23 protein-coding genes and 1 pseudogene are annotated in these 17,621 nt (G+C 69.5%); 16 read left to right on the top strand and 8 right to left on the bottom strand.

Translation table 11 applies throughout. The features are described from left to right. Nucleotides 1–22: 22 nt before the first annotated feature. The 7 genes from ACWEKR_RS02925 to ACWEKR_RS02955 all read left to right on the top strand — a co-directional run bounded on the left by ACWEKR_RS02925 (nucleotide 23) and on the right by ACWEKR_RS02955 (nucleotide 6,947). A complete protein-coding gene (locus ACWEKR_RS02925) occupies nucleotides 23–991 on the top strand; it encodes a phosphatidylinositol mannoside acyltransferase (RefSeq protein WP_452352983.1) in 969 nt (322 codons plus the stop codon). Continuing rightward, entirely contained in the window at nucleotides 988–2,112 is a 1,125-nt protein-coding gene (locus ACWEKR_RS02930; protein ID WP_195083649.1) for a glycosyltransferase family 4 protein, read from the top strand. The genes ACWEKR_RS02925 and ACWEKR_RS02930 overlap by 4 nt, the downstream gene beginning before the upstream one ends. Then, nucleotides 2,112–3,155 (top strand): NUDIX hydrolase, encoded by a 1,044-nt coding sequence (locus ACWEKR_RS02935; protein WP_452353097.1) that lies wholly within the window; start codon nucleotides 2,112–2,114, stop codon nucleotides 3,153–3,155. Before ACWEKR_RS02930 ends, ACWEKR_RS02935 begins: the two co-directional genes overlap by 1 nt. Nucleotides 3,156–3,607: 452 nt before the next feature. Then, nucleotides 3,608–4,510 carry a pyridoxal 5'-phosphate synthase lyase subunit PdxS gene (gene pdxS / locus ACWEKR_RS02940; RefSeq protein ID WP_195083648.1) on the top strand — a complete coding sequence of 301 codons (903 nt, stop codon included), beginning with the start codon at nucleotides 3,608–3,610 and terminating at the stop codon, nucleotides 4,508–4,510. 24 nt (nucleotides 4,511–4,534) lie between these two features. Further along, the gene (locus ACWEKR_RS02945) at nucleotides 4,535–5,419 is read left to right on the top strand and encodes a LysR family transcriptional regulator (protein WP_452352984.1); all 885 of its coding nucleotides are present in this window, start codon (nucleotides 4,535–4,537) and stop codon (nucleotides 5,417–5,419) included. Between the two features lie 162 nt (nucleotides 5,420–5,581). Continuing rightward, a complete protein-coding gene (locus ACWEKR_RS02950) occupies nucleotides 5,582–6,076 on the top strand; it encodes a hypothetical protein (RefSeq protein WP_452352985.1) in 495 nt (164 codons plus the stop codon). A gap of 136 nt (nucleotides 6,077–6,212) precedes the next feature. After that, nucleotides 6,213–6,947: an SDR family oxidoreductase gene (locus ACWEKR_RS02955; protein ID WP_452352986.1), complete on the top strand. Its 735-nt coding sequence runs from the start codon at nucleotides 6,213–6,215 to the stop codon at nucleotides 6,945–6,947. A gap of 107 nt (nucleotides 6,948–7,054) precedes the next feature. Here the strand turns inward: ACWEKR_RS02955 and ACWEKR_RS02960 are convergent, their stop codons facing one another. Beyond that, the gene (locus ACWEKR_RS02960) at nucleotides 7,055–7,681 is read right to left on the bottom strand and encodes a hypothetical protein (protein ID WP_452352987.1); all 627 of its coding nucleotides are present in this window, start codon (nucleotides 7,679–7,681) and stop codon (nucleotides 7,055–7,057) included. Nucleotides 7,682–7,788: 107 nt separating this feature from the next. Here ACWEKR_RS02960 and ACWEKR_RS02965 point away from each other — a divergent pair, with 107 nt between their 5' ends. The 3 genes from ACWEKR_RS02965 to ACWEKR_RS02975 all read left to right on the top strand — a co-directional run bounded on the left by ACWEKR_RS02965 (nucleotide 7,789) and on the right by ACWEKR_RS02975 (nucleotide 10,252). After that, a complete protein-coding gene (locus tag ACWEKR_RS02965) occupies nucleotides 7,789–8,610 on the top strand; it encodes an acyl-CoA thioesterase (RefSeq protein WP_452352988.1) in 822 nt (273 codons plus the stop codon). A 76-nt stretch (nucleotides 8,611–8,686) separates the two neighbouring features. After that, entirely contained in the window at nucleotides 8,687–9,337 is a 651-nt protein-coding gene (gene pdxT / locus ACWEKR_RS02970) for a pyridoxal 5'-phosphate synthase glutaminase subunit PdxT (protein ID WP_452352989.1), read from the top strand. Nucleotides 9,338–9,499: 162 nt separating this feature from the next. Continuing rightward, on the top strand, nucleotides 9,500–10,252 hold the full coding sequence (locus ACWEKR_RS02975; RefSeq protein WP_063020994.1) for a YebC/PmpR family DNA-binding transcriptional regulator: 753 nt from the start codon (nucleotides 9,500–9,502) through the stop codon (nucleotides 10,250–10,252). Here the strand turns inward: ACWEKR_RS02975 and ACWEKR_RS02980 are convergent. From ACWEKR_RS02980 to ACWEKR_RS02995, 4 genes are all read right to left on the bottom strand, one after another. Then, nucleotides 10,249–10,752, bottom strand: a complete 504-nt coding sequence (locus ACWEKR_RS02980; protein WP_452352990.1) for an SRPBCC family protein — start codon at nucleotides 10,750–10,752, stop codon at nucleotides 10,249–10,251. The genes ACWEKR_RS02975 and ACWEKR_RS02980 overlap by 4 nt on opposite strands. Nucleotides 10,753–10,823: 71 nt before the next feature. Continuing rightward, nucleotides 10,824–11,180, bottom strand: a complete 357-nt coding sequence (locus ACWEKR_RS02985) for a metalloregulator ArsR/SmtB family transcription factor (RefSeq protein ID WP_452352991.1) — start codon at nucleotides 11,178–11,180, stop codon at nucleotides 10,824–10,826. Nucleotides 11,181–11,289: 109 nt separating this feature from the next. Next, the gene (locus ACWEKR_RS02990; RefSeq protein WP_195083639.1) at nucleotides 11,290–11,496 is read right to left on the bottom strand and encodes a DUF5988 family protein; all 207 of its coding nucleotides are present in this window, start codon (nucleotides 11,494–11,496) and stop codon (nucleotides 11,290–11,292) included. Between the two features lie 42 nt (nucleotides 11,497–11,538). Further along, nucleotides 11,539–11,880: a zinc-binding dehydrogenase gene (locus tag ACWEKR_RS02995; protein ID WP_452352992.1), complete on the bottom strand. Its 342-nt coding sequence runs from the start codon at nucleotides 11,878–11,880 to the stop codon at nucleotides 11,539–11,541. Nucleotides 11,881–12,059: 179 nt separating this feature from the next. Between ACWEKR_RS02995 and ACWEKR_RS03000 the strand changes: the two genes are divergently transcribed. Further along, nucleotides 12,060–12,191: a hypothetical protein gene (locus tag ACWEKR_RS03000; protein ID WP_452352993.1), complete on the top strand. Its 132-nt coding sequence runs from the start codon at nucleotides 12,060–12,062 to the stop codon at nucleotides 12,189–12,191. A gap of 2 nt (nucleotides 12,192–12,193) precedes the next feature. On the opposite strand, the pseudogene ACWEKR_RS03005 reads toward ACWEKR_RS03000, so the two are convergent. Continuing rightward, nucleotides 12,194–12,823, bottom strand: a pseudogene (locus ACWEKR_RS03005) (hypothetical protein); the annotation flags it as partial. Here ACWEKR_RS03005 and ACWEKR_RS03010 point away from each other — a divergent pair. From ACWEKR_RS03010 to ruvB, 5 genes are all read left to right on the top strand, one after another. Beyond that, on the top strand, nucleotides 12,710–13,225 hold the full coding sequence (locus ACWEKR_RS03010; RefSeq protein ID WP_452352994.1) for an O-acetyl-ADP-ribose deacetylase: 516 nt from the start codon (nucleotides 12,710–12,712) through the stop codon (nucleotides 13,223–13,225). The pseudogene ACWEKR_RS03005 and the gene ACWEKR_RS03010 overlap by 114 nt on opposite strands. 172 nt (nucleotides 13,226–13,397) lie before the next feature. Continuing rightward, nucleotides 13,398–13,850 carry an acyl-CoA thioesterase gene (locus ACWEKR_RS03015; RefSeq protein WP_195083636.1) on the top strand — a complete coding sequence of 151 codons (453 nt, stop codon included), beginning with the start codon at nucleotides 13,398–13,400 and terminating at the stop codon, nucleotides 13,848–13,850. An 82-nt stretch (nucleotides 13,851–13,932) separates the two neighbouring features. Beyond that, nucleotides 13,933–14,502, top strand: a complete 570-nt coding sequence (gene ruvC / locus ACWEKR_RS03020) for a crossover junction endodeoxyribonuclease RuvC (protein ID WP_159837951.1) — start codon at nucleotides 13,933–13,935, stop codon at nucleotides 14,500–14,502. Then, a complete protein-coding gene (gene ruvA / locus ACWEKR_RS03025) occupies nucleotides 14,499–15,104 on the top strand; it encodes a Holliday junction branch migration protein RuvA (RefSeq protein WP_452352995.1) in 606 nt (201 codons plus the stop codon). Before ruvC ends, ruvA begins: the two co-directional genes overlap by 4 nt. 6 nt (nucleotides 15,105–15,110) lie before the next feature. Next, nucleotides 15,111–16,196 (top strand): Holliday junction branch migration DNA helicase RuvB, encoded by a 1,086-nt coding sequence (gene ruvB, locus ACWEKR_RS03030; RefSeq protein WP_452352996.1) that lies wholly within the window; start codon nucleotides 15,111–15,113, stop codon nucleotides 16,194–16,196. 17 nt (nucleotides 16,197–16,213) lie between these two features. On the opposite strand, the gene ACWEKR_RS03035 is transcribed toward ruvB, so the two are convergent. Continuing rightward, nucleotides 16,214–16,777, bottom strand: a complete 564-nt coding sequence (locus ACWEKR_RS03035) for a DivIVA domain-containing protein (protein WP_195083632.1) — start codon at nucleotides 16,775–16,777, stop codon at nucleotides 16,214–16,216. Nucleotides 16,778–16,928: 151 nt separating this feature from the next. Further along, the gene (locus ACWEKR_RS03040) at nucleotides 16,929–17,594 is read right to left on the bottom strand and encodes a TetR/AcrR family transcriptional regulator (protein ID WP_159837943.1); all 666 of its coding nucleotides are present in this window, start codon (nucleotides 17,592–17,594) and stop codon (nucleotides 16,929–16,931) included. Nucleotides 17,595–17,621: the final 27 nt, after the last annotated feature.

The following is a 17,621-nucleotide window of genomic DNA, read 5'->3' on the forward strand; positions in this document are numbered from 1 at the left end:
GATTCGCGTTGCGGGAGTGCGGATGACTATCGGGGAGCAGATCGGCGCCGCCGGTTACGCGGCGGGATGGCGGCTGGTGCGCGCGCTGCCGGAGCCGACGGCCCGGCGACTGTTCGAATGGGGCGCCGACCGTGTCGCCCGGCGGGCCAACCGGGAATTCCACGCGGGCGGCGCGCCGAATCAATTGCGGCGCAATCTGGCCCGTGTGCTCGGCGTGCTTCCGGCGGACGTGCCGGACGACCTGATCGGCGCGAGCATGCGGTCCTACGCCCGATACTGGCGGGAGGCGTTCCGGCTGCCCACGATGGACCATGCCGCGATCGACTATTACGTCGACGGGCTGGAGCATCTCGATGCCGCGCTCGCGGAGGGCCGGGGCGTGGTCTTCGTGCTCCCGCACTCCGGCAACTGGGACATGGCGGGCGTCTGGCTGGTGCAACACTACGGCGGCCTCACCACTGTGGCCGAGCGGCTGAAGCCCGAATCGCTGTTCGAGCGGTTCGTCGCCTATCGGGAGAGCCTCGGCTTCGAGGTGTTCCCACTGACCGGCGGTGAGCAACCGCCGTTCGGACAGTTGGCGGCGCGCCTGCGGCAGAACAAGATCGTGTGCTTGATGGGCGAACGCGATCTCACCGGCAAAGGCGTCCCCGTCGAGTTCTTCGGTGAGCGCACCTGGATGCCGGCAGGCGCGGCAAGACTGGCCATCGAGACCGGTGCCGCGTTGCTGCCGGTACACGCCTGGTTCGAGGTCGACGCCGACGGCCGTGAGGACTGGGGGCTGAAAGTCGAAGCGCCGGTAGATGTTTCCGGTGGGGTAGCGGCGGCTACCCAGGCGTTGGCGGATCTTTTCGCGGCGAATATCGCCGAGCATCCCGCGGATTGGCACATGCTGCAACCATTGTGGGAAAGCGATCTGTCGGCCCAGCGCCGCGCCAGGATCGCCACCGCCCAGGCGAGCATCAAGGCCGAGCAGGGGGACGAATCGCCATGAAGATCGGCATGGTCTGCCCCTATTCGTTCGACGTCCCCGGCGGGGTGCAGGCGCATGTGGTCGAACTTGCGCGGGTATTCCTCGAACGCGGGCACAAAGTGAGCGTCCTGGCCCCCGCGTCCGAGGGCACGCCGCTGCCGGAATTCGTGGTGTCGGCGGGCCGCGCGGTGGCGATCCCCTACAACGGGTCGGTGGCCCGGTTGTCGTTCGGGCCCATGGCCTATGCTCGGATCCGCCGCTGGATCGACGGCAACGACTTCGACGTGCTGCACATCCACGAACCGAACGCGCCGAGTCTGTCCATGCTCGCGCTGAAGATCGCCGAGGGCCCGATCGTCGCGACGTTCCACACCTCGACGACGAAATCCTTGGTGCTGAGCACTTTCCAGGGCGTGCTGCGGCCGTATCACGAGAAGATCGCCGGCCGCATCGCGGTGTCCGAGCTGGCGCGCCGCTGGCAGGTCGAGGCACTGGGCTCGGACGCGGTGGAGATTCCCAACGGCGTCGACGTCCCGGCGTTCGCCCGCGCGCCGATGCTGCCCGGCTATCCGCGCACCGGCGGGACGGTGCTGTTCCTGGGACGCTACGACGAGCCGCGCAAGGGCATGGACGTGCTGCTCGGCGCACTGCCCGAGTTGGTGCGCAGGCATCCCGAGGTCGAGATCCTGATCGTGGGCCGCGGCGACGAGGATCGGCTGCGCCGCGAAGCGGGCGAGCTGTCCGGGCACCTGCGCTTCCTCGGCCAGGTGTCCGACGAGGAGAAGGCTTCGGCGATGCGGAGCGCCGACGTGTATGTCGCACCCAATCTGGGCGGGGAGAGTTTCGGCATCATCCTGATCGAGGCGATGGCGGCGGGCACCGCGGTCGTGGCCAGCGAACTCGACGCCTTCCGTCGGGTGCTGCGGGACGGCACGGCGGGGATGCTGGTGCCGGTCGGTGATTCGGCGGCCCTGGCGGCCGCGCTGCACACCGTGCTCACCGACGAGGTGCGCAGAGAATCTCTGGTGCACACCGCGACGCAGGTGGTCGGCGAATACGACTGGCCGGTGGTGGCCGAACAGATCCTGCGCGTCTACGAGACGGTGACCGTCGGCGACACGAGAGTGCGGGCCGCCGGATGATCACCTTCTCCGCGACGACGGTGCTGGTGCTCGCGCTGATCGCCGCGGTCGTCGTTGCGATCGGTCTGTGGGCGTACTCCACCGCCAACCGGCTCGACCGGCTGCACGTGCGCTCCGACCAGTCCTGGCAGGCGCTCGACGCGGCGCTGGCCCGGCGGGCGGTGGTGGCCCGGTCGGTCGCGATGGCGATCGCGGGCCCGGTGTCCGACCCGGCCATGACGGAACAGGCCAGACAGCTGTCGGCACTCGCGGACCGGGCCGAGCGCGCCGGTCGCACCGAACGCGAGACCGTGGAGAACCGGCTGTCCTCCGCGTTGTCGGCGGTGGACATCGGCACGCTGCGCCCGCAGTTGGTCGCCGAACTGGCCGACGCCGAGGCCCGGGTGCTGATCGCCCGGCGCTTCCACAACGACGCGGTGCGCGACACGCTGGCGCTGCGCACGCGCCGCCCGGTCCGGATCCTGCATCTCGGGGGTACCGCGCCGCTGCCGTCCTATTTCGAGATCACCGAGCGCGCCACCCCCGCTGCGTCTACGGGGCTGGCGGTCGACACCATCCGCACCACCGCGCGGGTCGTGCTGTTCGACGAGAACGACCGGACCCTGCTGATGCGCGGCAACGACCCGAAGACGCCGGAGGTGTCGTTCTGGTTCACCGTCGGCGGCGGCGTGGAGCCGGGGGAGAGCCTGCGCACGGCGGCGGTGCGGGAACTGTACGAGGAGACCGGGTACCGCGCGGATCCGGCCGACTTGCGCGGCCCGATCTGGCGGCGCGTCGCGGTCTTCCCGTTCGACGGTGAGCTGATCCGCTCCGAGGAATTGTTCTTCGCGCTGCGAGCGCGGGGTTTCGAACCGCACGCGGCGAATCAGACCCTGATCGAACGTCGCTCCATCACCGGGCACCGATGGTGTACCGCGGCCGATATAGCCGCGCTGGACCGCTCCGGCGAGACGGTCTACCCGTATCACCTGGACGAGCTGCTCGCCGAAGCGGCCGAGGCGGCTTCGGGGACCGTCGATCCGGAGGTCCGTTCCATCCGTTGACCGGCAGCAGAACGGGTGTGATGTGTTTCACGATCGTGCTACCGTCGCGATGATTCGGGGCGCCGGAGGGTACTGCTGACAGGGACGCATGCCATCTCGGTGTCGTGGTCCCGCTGATGGCGGGGCGTTCCTGCTCGTTGTGGAGGTAGTTGGTTCATGTCGTACCTGCTGTTCGATTTCCTGTTGCCGCTGATCGGTCCCGCGGCGGCGGAGTATTGGGCAACGTTGCTGGTGGTCGGCCCGCTGTGATCCGGCGCCCGGCGCGCGCCGGGCAGTCCAGTACGGCGCCGGGACAGCGCGCTTGCCGCGCCCTCCCGGCATAGGGCGCCATAACCCAGATCACACCAGGCCAGTGCGCTCCAACTGGCTATCAAGTGGCCTTTTGCGGCCACCTAGAATCGTGGCGTTCGACCCGAGTGATCGATTGGCGCACATGCCTGGAGGAGTTTGCCGTGACCACCCCTGAGACCACCCAGACCGTCGGTACCGCCCGCGTCAAGCGCGGCATGGCCGAGATGCTCAAGGGTGGGGTGATCATGGACGTCGTCACGCCGGAGCAGGCCAAGATCGCCGAGGACGCCGGCGCGGTCGCGGTGATGGCGCTGGAGCGGGTGCCCGCCGACATCCGTGCCCAGGGCGGCGTGTCCCGGATGAGCGATCCCGACATGATCGACGGCATTATCTCGGCGGTCTCCATTCCGGTCATGGCGAAGGCCCGGATCGGCCACTTCGTGGAGGCGCAGATCCTGCAGAGCCTCGGTGTCGACTACATCGATGAGTCCGAGGTGCTCACCCCCGCCGACTACGCCAACCACATCGACAAGTGGAACTTCACCGTGCCGTTCGTCTGCGGCGCCACCAATCTCGGTGAGGCACTGCGCCGGATCACCGAGGGCGCGGCCATGATCCGCTCCAAGGGCGAGGCAGGCACCGGTGACGTGTCCAACGCGACCACGCACATGCGCAAGATCCGGCAGGAGATCCGCCGGCTGTCGTCGCTGCCCGAGGACGAGCTGTTCGTCGCGGCCAAGGAGCTGCAGGCGCCCTACGAGCTGGTCCGCGAGATCGCCGAGACCGGCAAGCTTCCGGTCGTGTTGTTCACCGCGGGCGGCATCGCCACCCCCGCCGACGCCGCGATGATGATGCAGCTCGGCGCCGAGGGCGTCTTCGTGGGATCGGGCATCTTCAAGTCCGGCAACCCGGCCCAGCGCGCCGCCGCCATCGTCAAGGCCACCACCTTCTACGACGATCCGGACGTGCTGGCCAAGGTGTCGCGCGGGCTGGGCGAGGCCATGGTCGGCATCAACGTCGAGGAGATCGCCCAGCCGCACCGCCTGGCCGAGCGCGGGTGGTGATTTCCGGCCGGTAGCGTCTGCCGCGTGGAGTTGCGGCAGCTGCGGTACTTCGTGGTTCTGGCGGAGGAGTTGCACTTCCGCCGGGCCGCGGAGCGATTGTTCATCTCGACGCCCACGCTGAGTCAGCAGATCAAGGCGCTGGAGCGGGAGCTGGGCGGTCCACTGCTGATCCGGGAGCCGCGGGTGGAGCTGACGGCCGCGGGCACGGTGCTGTTGCGCACCGGCAAGGACGCGCTGCGCGCGATGGACGACGCGGTCCGGCAGACCAGGCGCGCCGCCGCGGCCGGCGCCCCGGTGCTGCGCCTGGGACTGTTGAACGGCGTCCCGCCGTGGCTGCCCGCACGTATCGATCGCCTGCTCACCGCCGCGCTACCGGGCGCCCGCTCGGTGCTCACCGGTGGGACCACCGCCGATCAGGTGCGCTTGCTCGACGACGACGAAGTCGACTTGGCGCTCCTTCGCACCCCGGTGGAGCTGCCCGAACGCTTCGCGCAACGCGCGGTGGCCCGCGAGGAACTGGGCGTGGTGATGTCCGAGCGGCATCCCCTCGCGAGCGCGGCACTGCTCGACCCGGCCGAGCTCAGCGGTTACGAGCTGATCTTGTTCGCGCGCGAATCCGCCGCCGGCCTGCATGATTCGCTGTTGCGCACGCTCGCAGCCAACGGCGCCCGGGTACGCCTGAGCGACAGCGCGATGGGGCATGCGCAGATGCTCGCGGTGCTGCCGTTCCGGCCCGACGTGATCGGGCTCGGCTCGTCGCGCGTGGACGGGCTGCCCGGCCTGGTCTGGCGGCCGCTGCGCGGCGCGCCACTGCGGGTGACCTACGCGGTCGCCTGGCGCGCGGCGGTGCGCGATCCCGGCGTCGCGGCGCTGGTCGCCGCGCTGACGGGCGAACTGTCGGCTCAATAGGCCGCGCGGCCCGCTTCCGGTGCTAGGTTCAACTCTTACGGCGGCCGCAAGGTCGTCTCATGGTTCTCACAATCATGCTCAGTAGCTTCGCCATTCGATGGCCGTCCCGGCCATTTCGCGCCCTCTCACCGTCGGATCGATCCGAGCGCAAAGGACGAACAGTTGAAGCTTCTCAAGACCGGACGCATCGCAGCAGCGGGACTGGCCCTCGTGGCCGCCCTGAGTCTCGCCGCCTGCGGCAGCGACGACAAGAGCGACTCGCCCAAGTCCACTCGCGCGACAGTCGGCGCCTCGCCGACCGTGACCATGCCCGCCGCGCCCACCGCCGACGAGCTCAACGCCATGTTGCAGAAGGCGCTCGACCCCGCGGTGCCGAACGAGCAGAAGCTCGACTCCGTGCAGGGCATCGAAGCCGACCCCGGCCTGCCCAACCGTTTGGCCGAAGCGTTCCGGCAGGCGAACGCCACGGCGGTGGTCACCGGAGTGACGGCCTTCGGCGACAGCGTCACCGCCCAGGCCAAGTTCACCATCAACGGGCAGGAGAACCAGGTCGACGTTCCGTTCGTGCTGGACGGCGGCAAGTGGAAGGTGCAGAAGGCCTGGGCTTGCCAAGCCCTGGCCAACTTGAACCAGCAATCCCCGGCCTGCACCCCCTGACGGGCGGAAGGCGGCGGTGAAGTAGGCCGCCCCTTGCCCCCGGATCGGCCTGCCGGCCTGCGGCGTTAGGCCCGGGCTAAGGCGTATTCGGCAGCGCGACATGGACACTCGGCCGCCGCGATGGTCGGCTGGAGCCATGACAGCAAGCAGGACAACACCCGAACGTGTCGTCGTCGTTGGCGGCAGCTCCGGCATGGGACTGGCGCTGGCGGCCGCACTGATCGCCGAGGGCGCGGAGGTCACCATCGCTGGTCGTTCGGCAGAACGGCTGGCCGCGGCGGAGCGCACCCTGCCCGCGGGGCCGGGCACGGTGCGTTCGGCGATCGCGGACATCACGCGCGAAGCAGACCTCGAGCGTTTGTTCACCGAGCGGGAGCCGGTCGATCACGTCGTCACCACCGCGGCCGACGTCACCGGCGCGTACCAGCCGCTGGCCGGGTTCGACCCCGATCTGGCTCGGAACCTGCTGTCGTCCAAATTGATCGGCCCCACGCTGCTTGCCAAGCACGCCCGGGTGGTCCCCGGCGGCTCGGTGACCTTCACCTCCGGCGTCGCGGCCTACCGGCCGGCGCCGGGTGGCGCCATGGTGGCGGCCGTCAACGGCGCTCTCGCCTCGCTGGCCTACGCCCTGGCCCTCGAACTCGGGCCGGTCCGGGTCAATGTGATCGCACCCGGATGGGTGGACACCCCGATCTGGGACACCATCGCGGGGCCCGCGAAGACCGAACGTCACCAGCAACTCGCCGCCCGCCTGCCCGTCGGTCGCATCGGCCGACCCTCCGATATCGCGCAGGCGATGCTCGGGGTGATGCGCAATCCCTTCATCACCGGCACCGTCCTGCACGCGGACGGGGGACATCGACTGGTGTGACCGAGGTCGGAGAAGTCACATGTCGATACGTTCCTATGCGCATTCGACAATCTGATCCGCTTCGTGAACGCTCATCGACCGGGCGAGAACAGGCAGGGACGGCACACCTAGTCCACCTGGTTGTCGTCGACTCGAAGCGCCGGTCGATCAGAGTGGTCCCAGCGGACGAAGAAGGTCGGCGTGAAAGGGTGCTCGGCGTCGTGGCGCAGGAGGGCGGGAATGGTCCACTGTGCCTCGGGCGAGGTGCGGCGGTGGAGTGCGGCTTCCGACAGGTCCAGCCGAACGGTCACGTCGGCGTCGAGACGGCGGCCCGCGAGCATCGGGCCCGCGACGACGAGGGTGGTCGCGGGCAACGCCGTCCGGATCGCGGCGCGCGCGGACCGGTCGGCGGCTTCGTCCCAGAGGGCGGGCAGCCACCGGCCGTGGCCGCGGAGCGCATCGATCACTTCGCGGCGCAGCGCGGCATAGTCGAACCAGGCGGTGCGATAGGACATCTCGTCGGTGCGCCCGAACTCCATGCGCAATGAGGCGGGTCGGACGTAGTCGTGCAGGGAGACCACGTCGGCCGACCGGCCCGCGTCGCGCAGCGCTGCGACGATCCGCCCGGCGAGCGCCACCGGATCGGCCGCGTCCGCGCCGTCGACGGCGATCACCGTATGCGAGGTCGCGGTCAGGACGGGACGGGCCACCCGCTCGACGAGGATGTCGGGTGTGATGGGCAGAAAGTGTGGCACCGGTCCATCTCAGCAAAATCGGGACGGCCCGGGGGAGCGTGGGCGTTGCCGGGCGTTCACCGGCGGCCGACCGGTGACGCCGTGAGCGGCCGGGATAATCTCAGCGCATGGCGACAATCGAAGAGGCGCTGGAGATAGAGCGGCTGGAGCGGGACATCTTCCGTGGCGCGTCCACCAAGACCCAGCTTCCGCGCACGTTCGGCGGCCAGGTTGCCGGCCAGGCGCTCGTGTCCGCGGTGCGGACGGTGGAACCTCGATTCCAAGTGCACTCGCTGCACGGCTACTTCCTGCGGCCGGGCAATCCGCAGGAGCCGACCGTCTACCAGGTCGAGCGCATCCGCGACGGCCGCTCGTTCTGCACCCGGCGGGTCACCGGCATCCAGGACGGTGCCGCGATATTCACCATGTCGGCGTCGTTCCACGTCGGTGACCAGGGGCCGGAGCACCAGGACGTCATGCCCGACGTTCCGATGCCGGATGATCTGCCCGACGCGAGCACCACGATGTCGCCCGAACGGCTGTGGGCGATGCGCGAGTGGGAGCACTGGGACATCCGCATGGTCCCGCAGGAAAACGTGTCCCGCCGCGACGGCGTGGTCTCCCAGCAGCAGGTGTGGTTCCGCTACCGGCACCCGTTGCCCGACGATCCGCTGGTGCACGTCTGCACCCTCGCCTACATGAGCGACATGACTTTGCTGGGTTCCTCGAAGGTCATCCATCCCGGCGAGCCGACCCAGAACGCCTCGCTCGATCACGCGATGTGGTTCCTGCGGCCGTTTCGCGCCGACGAGTGGCTGCTCTACGACCAGTCCTCGCCGTCCGCGGGATTCGGCCGGGGCCTGACCGGCGGCAAGATCTTCACCACGTCGGGCAAGCTGGTCGCCGCCGTGGTGCAGGAAGGTCTGATCCGGACGCTGCGCGAGGATTGACCCGGGCTGCGATGAGGTACGCGTGGCAGGCGGCCGTGAGCGGGCCCACATCGGCAGGGCTCGTAAGCTTTCCGGCGTGAACGCTACCTCGGTCGCCGCACCCGCCGCCGACACCGGACCGGAGCAGTCCCGTCCCACCATCGGCGTGCTCGCGCTGCAAGGCGACGTCCGGGAGCACGTCGCCGCGCTCGCCCGTTGTGGCGCCGAGCCGGTGCTGGTCCGGCGCGAGGCGGAACTAGCGGCCGTGGACGCGCTCGTGCTGCCCGGCGGCGAGTCGACCGCGATCAGTAAGTTGCTGCAGGCCTTCGAATTGCTGGAACCGCTGCGCGCGCGGCTGCGCGACGGCATGCCCGCATTCGGTTCCTGCGCGGGCATGATCCTGCTCGCCTCGGAGGTGCTCGATACCCGCCCGGACGCCGAGCATCTGTCCGGCATCGATATGACGGTGCGGCGCAACGCGTTCGGCCGCCAGGTCGACTCGTTCGAAACCGATCTGCCGTTCGCCGGGGTGGCCGGCGGCCCGGTGCGCGCGGTGTTCATCCGGGCGCCGTGGGTCGAGCGGGCCGGCGCGAACGTCGAGGTCCTGGCCACGGTGCCGACCGGCCCGGCGGCGGGCCGGATCGTCGCGGTCCGGCAGGGCAACGTGCTGGCTACGTCGTTCCATCCCGAAGTGACCGGCGATCTGCGGGTGCACCGCATGTTCGTGGAGCTGGTCCGCGAGGCGTGAGGGCCCGGGCCGCTGACGTCCGCGCGGCGCGGGCAGGCGGATAGTCGGGGCCGCTGCGCACGGCCGTAGGGGCCGCCCGAGTAGGCTGGGGAAGTTGTCCGCCCGGCCGTGCCGGTACCGTACACACGACCAGACGTGCCACCGACCTGAAGGAAGTAGGGAATGAGCGGCCACTCCAAATGGGCCACCACCAAGCACAAGAAGGCTGCGATCGACGCGAAGCGCGGCAAGCTGTTCGCGAAGTTGATCAAGAACATCGAGGTGGCGGCCCGGACCGGTGGCGGTGACCCGGATGGCAATCCGACGCTGTACGACGCCATCCAGAAGGCGAAGAAGTCGTCGGTCCCCAACGACAACATCGAGCGGGCTCGCAAGCGCGGCGGCGGCGAGGAAGCCGGCGGCGCCGACTGGCAGACGATCATGTACGAGGGCTACGGGCCCAACGGTGTCGCCGTACTGATCGAATGCCTCACCGACAACCGCAACCGCGCCGCGGGCGAGGTGCGGGTCGCGATGACGCGCAACGGCGGCAACATGGCCGACCCGGGCTCGGTGGCCTACCTGTTCCATCGCAAGGGTGTCGTCACCCTGGAGAAGAACGGCCTGTCCGAGGACGATGTGTTGCTGGCGGTGCTCGACGCGGGCGCCGAGGAGGTCAACGATCTCGGTGAGTCATTCGAAATCATCAGCGAGCCGGGCGATCTGATCGCCGTGCGTACCGCGCTGCAGAGCGCCGGGATCGACTACGACTCCGCCGAGTCGGGTTTCCAGCCCTCGGTGTCGGTCGCGGTGGACGCCGACGGCGCCCGCAAGGTGATCAAACTCGTGGACGCCCTCGAGGACAGCGACGACGTGCAGAACGTCTACACCAACGTCGACATCCCGGACGAGGTGCTCGCGCAACTCGACGACTAGTCGACCAGGCGCGCGTAGTACTCCTGCATGGCGGGATAGTAGTCGGCGAAATCGGGGCGGTCGTTCTGTGCACGGGCCGCCCCGAGCATATCCAGGTAGTACTCCCAGCCGGGGCCGACCTGTGGCAGCTGAGCGATCTCGGTGTCGCTGCGCAGGTGATGGGTGAACCGTAGTTCGGTGGTTCCCGCCGCTTCGCGCAGCGACAGATCCAGCTGCCAGTCACCGTGGTCGTCGATGGCGGAGACGGCGAGGCGATGCGGAGGTTCGCAGACGTCGATGCGCAGCTGCATCCACGGCTGCTGGTCTTCGAAAACCATCTGCAGTTTGATCGTTCGCCCCGGTCCCGTCTCGCCCTCCCACGGTCCGAACCAGCGTGCGGTGCGGTCGGGTTCGGTGACGCTGGCCCAGACGTCTTCGATCGGTGCGCGGTAGGTGCGGGTCAGCACTAGATCCCGGCCCGTGTCAGCGGGAAACAGTCGTCCGGTGGGTTGCTTGGTCATGATTTGTCCCTTTCTCGTGGGAGTGGAGCTCTGCGCGGTGACGCTCGGCAACCGCCTCCCGGTCGCACCGCTCAGGCGGTGCTCTGGATCGTGTCCTGGCCGCCGGAACGACGCTCGCGTCTGGTCCGGTACACCTCGGTTTCGAGTGCGTCGAGGTGGTGTGCCCAGGTGGCCGGTTGCTGGAATCGCGCGAGCCACTCGGTGAGCGCCGCGAGCGGGCCGGTGTCGAGCACGTAGAAGCGTTCCCTGCCGACGAGTTCGTCGCGGACGAGCCCGCTTTCGCGCAGGACCCGCAGATGCCGGCTCACGGCGGGGCGGCTGATCGCGAAGTGCCCGGCGATCTCCCCGGCGGTGCGCCGGGCGCCGATCAGTAATTCCATGATCTCCCGGCGCACCGGATCGGCGATCGCGCCGGCTACTTCGTCCACGACAAAAGCGTAACCAAGCGGTTACGCTTTTGTCCAGGGTGGCGAGTCGAATTCGGTCAGAATGGCGCGACCGGGGGCGGGTTGCCGCCCCCGAGCAGGTGAGGCCGGCTCACTCCGCGATCTTCGTGCGATCGCACCATTCGTACACCCGCAGCCGCCCCTCCGGAGTGTCCTGTTCCCGCTGGGTGACCTTGAAGTGCTCGTATCCGCCGCGGTACGGCACCTTCAGTTCCACTCCGGGCGGGGTGATCGGGACGATGCGCGCGGGCAGATCTTGCGGCCCGCCTTCGAGGACAGCTTTTGCACCAATGCTCATCCTCGGATGGTAGAAGCGCGAACGGCCTGATCGTGGCACATTTCAGGGCACGGTCAGTACCAATTTGCCGACGGTTCGCCCGGTGTCGCCCAGTGCGTGCGCTTCGGCCGCCCGCGACAGCGGGAACACTCCCGCGATCGCCGGACGCAGCGCCCCGGATTCGACCAGTCCGGCGAGGGCGAGCATGCCGGCTTGGTCGTGGTCCACCAGCAGCCGGATCGCGCGGACGTCCAGTGCCTCCGCCTCGCGCGCGACGGCGGCCGCGCCGAACGCCCGCAGTGTCACCAGCAGTCCGCCGGGGCGCAGGGTGCGCAGCGACCGGATGCTGTGATCGTCGTCGATCGAGTCCAGTACCAGGTCGACGTCGTGGACCGCCTCGGCCACGTCGGTCGTACGATAGTCGATCGCCTCGTCGGCGCCGATCTCGCGCAGGAACGCGTGATTGGGTGCGCTGGCCGTGGCGATGACATAGGCCCCGCGCTTTGGCGATCTGCACCGCGAAGTGGCCGACGCCGCCCGCGGCCGCGTGGATCAGCACGCGTTGCCCGGCTTCCAGATGCGCGGTGTCGACGAGCGCCTGCCATGCGGTGAGCGCGGCGAGCGGGATCGTCGCCGCCTGGGTGTGGTCCAGCCCGGCCGGTTTGCGGGCGAAGGCGCGGGCCGGGCCCGCGACGTATTCGGCGCAGGAGCCGTGACCGTGCGGATACGGGAGCATGCCGAACACCTCGTCGCCGGGGCGGAAGAGGGTGAGGCCGATGCCGATGGCCGCGACTTCACCGGAGACGTCCCAGCTGAGGACGAACGGCGGCACGGGCAAGAACAGCCCCGGGGTGGCGCGGTGGGGCCCGCAACGGGTTGTGCGAGCGTCACTTCGGTGAGTACCTCTGGTCCGCCGAGGGTCTGCTGGCTGATCGCTGCACCGGCGCCTTCGTGGCCGCGGCCGCTGGACTGCTCGACGGCCGCCCGGCCACCCACCACCCACTGGAACCAGGCCGGTCTGTTCCGGCGCACCTTCCCGCGCGTGCTCCTCGACCCCGACGCGAGGCCGCCGTTCGCCTCGCTGAAACCGTCCAGCGTCGGCATGACGGCAGCCGGCCGTGCAGCAAGGAGATCGAGGACATTCCTCGAGGCAGGCTGGGAATCGGCTGCGGCGATCCGGGGCATCCGGCCGCGGGGTCTGATCCGTCGGCGGTGTGCGAGGCAGAATGCGAGCATGGTCGAACTGGTGCTGGTCCGCGGCGACATCACCGAGCAGGAGGTCGACGCGGTGGTGAATGCGGCGAATTCGTCGCTGCTCGGCGGCGGGGGAGTCGACGGCGCGATCCACCGGCGTGGTGGCTCGGAAATTCTCGCGGAGTGCCGCAGGCTGCGAGCGTCCCACTACGGCTCGGGTCTGCCGACCGGGGCCGCGGTCGCCACCACGGCCGGTCGACTGCCCGCGCGCTGGGTGATCCACACGGTCGGCCCCGTGTGGTCGGCCACGGAGGACCGCTCGGCTCTGCTGGGTTCGTGCTATCGAGAATCGCTGCGCGTCGCGGACGAATTGGGGGCGCGGACGGTCGCGTTCCCCGCGATCTCCACCGGCATCTTCGGCTGGCCGATGGAAGACGGGGCCCGGATCGCGGTGGACACCGTTCGCGCGACTCCTACGGCGGTGACCGAAGCACGTTTCGTCTTGTTCGACGAACGTGCTCATGATGTGTTCACGAGGCGGGTCCGCGGCCTCTGAAACCCGGATGCGCCTCTCGCGCCCACCGGTGCGGAGGTGCGGGGCCGCCTACGGAGGAGTGATCGGCTCTCCGCCGTTATGCCGCAGGTGCCGGGCGGGACTCCTACGGTATGAGCCCGTCGTTCATTTCGGCGCGCCGAGTTTGTCGGTGGCCACTGGCATAGTGCGGCGGGTGTCGTTCACTACCCGCATCGAGGTCCGGGTGTCCGACCTCGATCCGCAATTGCATGTCACCGGCGCGGCCTATCATCAATTCGCCGACCACGCGCGCTTCGCCTGCGTTCAGGCCGCGGGCGTCTCGGTGGACGAGTTGATCGCGTCCGGCCTGGGACCGGTCAATCTGGAGACCGTGCTGCGCTTCCAGCGCGAACTCCGCGGGGGCGACACCGTGGAGGTGTCCTGTGCGTGGGAGTGGGGTGCGGGCAAGACCTATCGGACCGAGCATGTCCTGACCCGCGCCGACGGCGTCGTGGCCGCGACGGTGACCAATGTCGGCGGCCTGCTCGATCTGGCGGCGCGCCGCCTGGTCGCCGATCCCGCGCGGCAATGGGCGGCACGCGCGAGCCGTCCCGAATTGCTGGGCCTGCCGGGCGTGGCGCGGGAAGCGACAGCGCTCGGCGGATAGCCGGGCCGTGTCGCTGGGCGGCGAAAGACGCAGCCTCGGCTACACTCTCGAACAGTTGTTCGCGTCTGCGAGAGGGGTTGTCGTGCGGGTGATGGGCGTCGACCCCGGACTCACCCGATGCGGCCTCAGTATCGTCGACGGCGGGTCGGGGCGGAAGGTTACCGCCGTGGACGTCGACGTGGTCCGCACGCCCGGTGACATGGAACTCGCGCACCGCCTCTTGGCGGTCGCCGATGCCGCCGAACGCTGGATGGACGCCCACAAGCCGGGGGCGGTCGCCATCGAACGCGTTTTCGCCCAGCACAATGTCCGTACCGCCATGGGTACCGCGCAGGCGGGTGGGGTGATCGCGCTCGCCGCCGCGCGCCGGGGGATCCCGGTCGCGTTTCACACACCCAGCGAGGTGAAGGCCGCCGTCACCGGCAACGGCAGCGCGGACAAGAAGCAGGTCACCGCCATGGTCACCCGGATCCTCGGGCTGCCGGCCGCGCCGAAACCGGCGGATGCGGCGGATGCGCTGGCGCTGGCGATCTGCCATTGTTGGCGGGCGCCGCTGCTGGAGCGGATGGCGGCGGCGGAGGCAAAGGCGGCCGCGGCGCAGCGCCGGTACATCGAACGGCTGGCCGAACAACGGAAGGCGGTGCACGGGTGATCGCGTCGGTACGCGGTGAAGTGCTGGAGATCGCCCTCGACCACGCGGTGATCGAGGCGGCCGGCGTCGGCTACCGGCTCAACGCCACCCCGTCCACCCTGGCCGGGCTCACTCGCGGCGAGGAAACCCGGCTCTACACCGCGATGATCGTCCGCGAGGACTCGATGACCCTCTACGGGTTCGCCGACACCGAGGCCCGCGACCTGTTCGGCCTGCTGCAAACGGTTTCCGGCGTCGGACCCCGCCTCGCCATGGCGGTGCTGGCCGTACTCGAGCCCGAAGCGCTGCGCAAAGCGCTGGCCGAAAGCAATGTGGCGGCTTTGACCCGGGTTCCCGGCATCGGCAAGCGCGGCGCCGAACGCATGGTGGTGGAACTGCGCGACAAGGTGAATCTCGTTCCCGTGCCGTCCGGCGCGCCCGGATCGACGGCTGCCGCGGTGGCCACGCCGGTGCGTGAGCAGGTGGCCGAGGCGCTCGTCGGCCTCGGTTTCGCCGCCAGACAGGCCGAGCAGGCGGTCGACGCGGTGCTGGCCGACCAGCCCGCCGCCGACACCTCGGCCGCCCTGCGGGCCGCGCTCGCGCTGCTCGGCAAGAACCGGTAAGGCGAAATGGACGACCACCCAGCGGAACCCACCGAATCCCAGGTCAGCGCAAGCTATCTGAAGTCCGACGGCGAGATCGAGGCGAGTCTGCGCCCGAAATCGCTGGACGACTTCATCGGTCAGCCCCGAGTACGCGAACAACTCGCGCTGGTGCTGCGCGGAGCCAAGCAACGCGGCGGCACACCGGACCACGTGCTGCTGTCCGGCCCGCCGGGTCTGGGCAAGACCAGCATGGCGATGATCATCGCCACCGAGCTCGGCACCGCGCTGCGGATCACCTCCGGTCCCGCCTTGGAGCGGGCCGGTGACCTCGCCGCCATGCTGAGCAACTTGGTCGAGGGCGACGTGCTGTTCATCGACGAGATCCACCGGATGGCCCGTCCCGCCGAGGAGATGCTCTACCTGGCGATGGAGGACTTCCGGGTGGACGTGGTGGTCGGCAAGGGGCCGGGCGCGACCTCCATTCCGCTGGACATCGCGCCGTTCACCCTGGTCGGCGCCACCACGAGGTCCGGAGCTCTGACCGGTCCGCTGCGCGACCGGTTCGGTTTCACCGGGCACATGGATTTCTACGAGCCCGGCGAACTGCTGCGTATCCTGCAACGGTCGGCGCAGATCCTCGGCGTCGCCATCGAGGAGGAGGCGGCGGCCGAGATCGCGGGCCGCTCGCGCGGCACGCCCCGCATCGCCAACCGCTTGCTGCGCCGCGTCCGCGACTACGCGGAGGTCCGTGCCGACGGCCGGATCACCCGCCCCATCGCGCAGGCCGCGCTCGAGGTGTACGACGTCGACGTGCTCGGCCTCGATCGCCTCGACCGCGCGGTTCTCGGCGCGCTGGTCCGCAGTTTCGGCGGCGGCCCGGTGGGGGTGTCCACCTTGGCCGTGGCGGTCGGGGAGGAGGCCGCGACCGTGGAAGAGGTGTGTGAACCGTTCCTGGTGCGCGCGGGCATGGTCGCGCGCACGCCACGCGGCCGGGTCGCCACCGCCGCCGCCTGGGAGCACCTCGGTCTCGTCCCGCCGCCGGACCTGGTGTTCGGGTCCATCGAAGTGCGCGGGCGCGAGCCCCATCCCACCCTCGACCTCTTCGAGTGAAACGTGGCCGCGGGCAGTCAGTGGCGGCGGCGCAGCGCGGCGGCCACCAGATCGAGGAAGGCGTCGACCTCGTCGCGTTGATACCCGCGCGTGCCGACGCGGGCCTCGGTGAACCGGACGGCCTCGACATCGGCGAGGGTGAGACTGCCCGGTCCGCCGTGTACGAGGGTTGCGGCGACCAGATCGAGGAACGCGCCGACCTCTTCCTCGTTGTACCCGCGCCTGCCCACCGCAGCGGGGCTGAATCGCATGCGCAGTACGTCGTCCGGTGTCAGCAGGACGTGACCGTTGCCGTTCGCGGCAGGCACCGGCCGGACGCCGCGCTGGCGAAACTCCAATTCGACGCGCAGCTGGTCGAGGTATTCATCGACCTGATCGGCGCGGTAACCGCGTTGGCCGAGCCGCGGCGCACCGAAGTCGACGTGCCGTAGATCGTCGGCGGCGAGCACGCCCTGCCCGGCCAAGGCCGCGGCGACGAGTTCGAGAAAGGCGTCCACCTCGTCCGCGTGGTAGCCGCGATACCCGAGCGTCGGGGTCGCGAAACGGGTGCGGCGCACGTCCTCGGGAGTCACGGGCGACATTCTGTCAGGCTCGGAGCGTCGGGCCGCTCGGAAGGGAATTCTGGCGTTTCCCTGGCCATTTGCGAACAAGGGCCGTCCCCCTGGCGAAAGCGTCGGATCAGTGCGCCTCACCCTAGCGCCGGTGCGGGTGTCAGGGGGATTGCCGAATTGCTCAGTCCTTGCGGACGCCGTCCACGAGCAGGCGGCGGATCGCCTCGTTGAGCGCGGTGATGGCGGCCTCGTCCGGTTCGCGCAGCGCGTAGACGATGCCTCCGATCAGCATGCCGGTCACCGCGCGCGCGGTGTTCGAGGTATCCAGGTCGGCGCGCAGGTAACCCTGTTCGACGCCGTGGTCGAGGTAGCCCGCGGTCAGCGCGTCGGCGGTGTCGAGCAGTCCGTACAGGCGCTGGGTGAGCTCGTCGTCGATGCCGGTGGCGTGGAACAGCAGCAGCTGCGCCACCCGGCGGTCGGCCAGCAGGATCTCGGTGAGCGCCACCCCGATGCGGTCGATCTGGGCGCGGTATTCGTCGAGGGTGGCGGCGGCGTCCGGGGCGTTCTCGGTGCCGAGGGCGGCGATGATGCGCGCGGCCAGATCGTCGATGACGTGGTCGATGATGTCGCGCTTGTTGCTGAAGTAGCGGTAGAAGGTGCCGTGACCGATGCCCAGCTGTCCCGCGATGTCGGCGATGCCGGTGGCGTGATAGCCCTTTTCCGCGAAGCAGGCGAACGCGGTGTCGATGATCTCCTGGCGCAGTTCGGCTTTCCGTCGCTCGGCACGCGTGGATGGCTTCGTCACCTCCCCGATGATACAGTCATCACAAACGGAATGATGTGTCATTCCGTGATATGCGGTTCAGCTAGCAGG

It is taken from the genome of Nocardia sp. NPDC004573, from assembly GCF_053602135.1.

Bases quoted from the DNA above. Each gene is read 5' to 3' on its own strand.
- ACWEKR_RS02925 (WP_452352983.1), top strand. From the start codon at position 23: ATGACTATCGGGGAGCAGATCGGCGCCGCCGGTTACGCGGCGGGATGG.
- ACWEKR_RS02930 (WP_195083649.1), top strand. From the start codon at position 988: ATGAAGATCGGCATGGTCTGCCCCTATTCGTTCGACGTCCCCGGCGGG.
- ACWEKR_RS02955 (WP_452352986.1), top strand. From the start codon at position 6,213: ATGACAGCAAGCAGGACAACACCCGAACGTGTCGTCGTCGTTGGCGGC.
- ACWEKR_RS02965 (WP_452352988.1), top strand. From the start codon at position 7,789: ATGGCGACAATCGAAGAGGCGCTGGAGATAGAGCGGCTGGAGCGGGAC.
- ACWEKR_RS02975 (WP_063020994.1), top strand. From the start codon at position 9,500: ATGAGCGGCCACTCCAAATGGGCCACCACCAAGCACAAGAAGGCTGCG.
- ACWEKR_RS02980 (WP_452352990.1), bottom strand. From the start codon at position 10,752: ATGACCAAGCAACCCACCGGACGACTGTTTCCCGCTGACACGGGCCGG.
- ACWEKR_RS02990 (WP_195083639.1), bottom strand. From the start codon at position 11,496: ATGAGCATTGGTGCAAAAGCTGTCCTCGAAGGCGGGCCGCAAGATCTG.
- ACWEKR_RS03010 (WP_452352994.1), top strand. From the start codon at position 12,710: ATGGTCGAACTGGTGCTGGTCCGCGGCGACATCACCGAGCAGGAGGTC.
- ruvB (WP_452352996.1), top strand. From the start codon at position 15,111: ATGGACGACCACCCAGCGGAACCCACCGAATCCCAGGTCAGCGCAAGC.
- ACWEKR_RS03035 (WP_195083632.1), bottom strand. From the start codon at position 16,777: ATGTCGCCCGTGACTCCCGAGGACGTGCGCCGCACCCGTTTCGCGACC.
- ACWEKR_RS03040 (WP_159837943.1), bottom strand. From the start codon at position 17,594: ATGACACATCATTCCGTTTGTGATGACTGTATCATCGGGGAGGTGACG.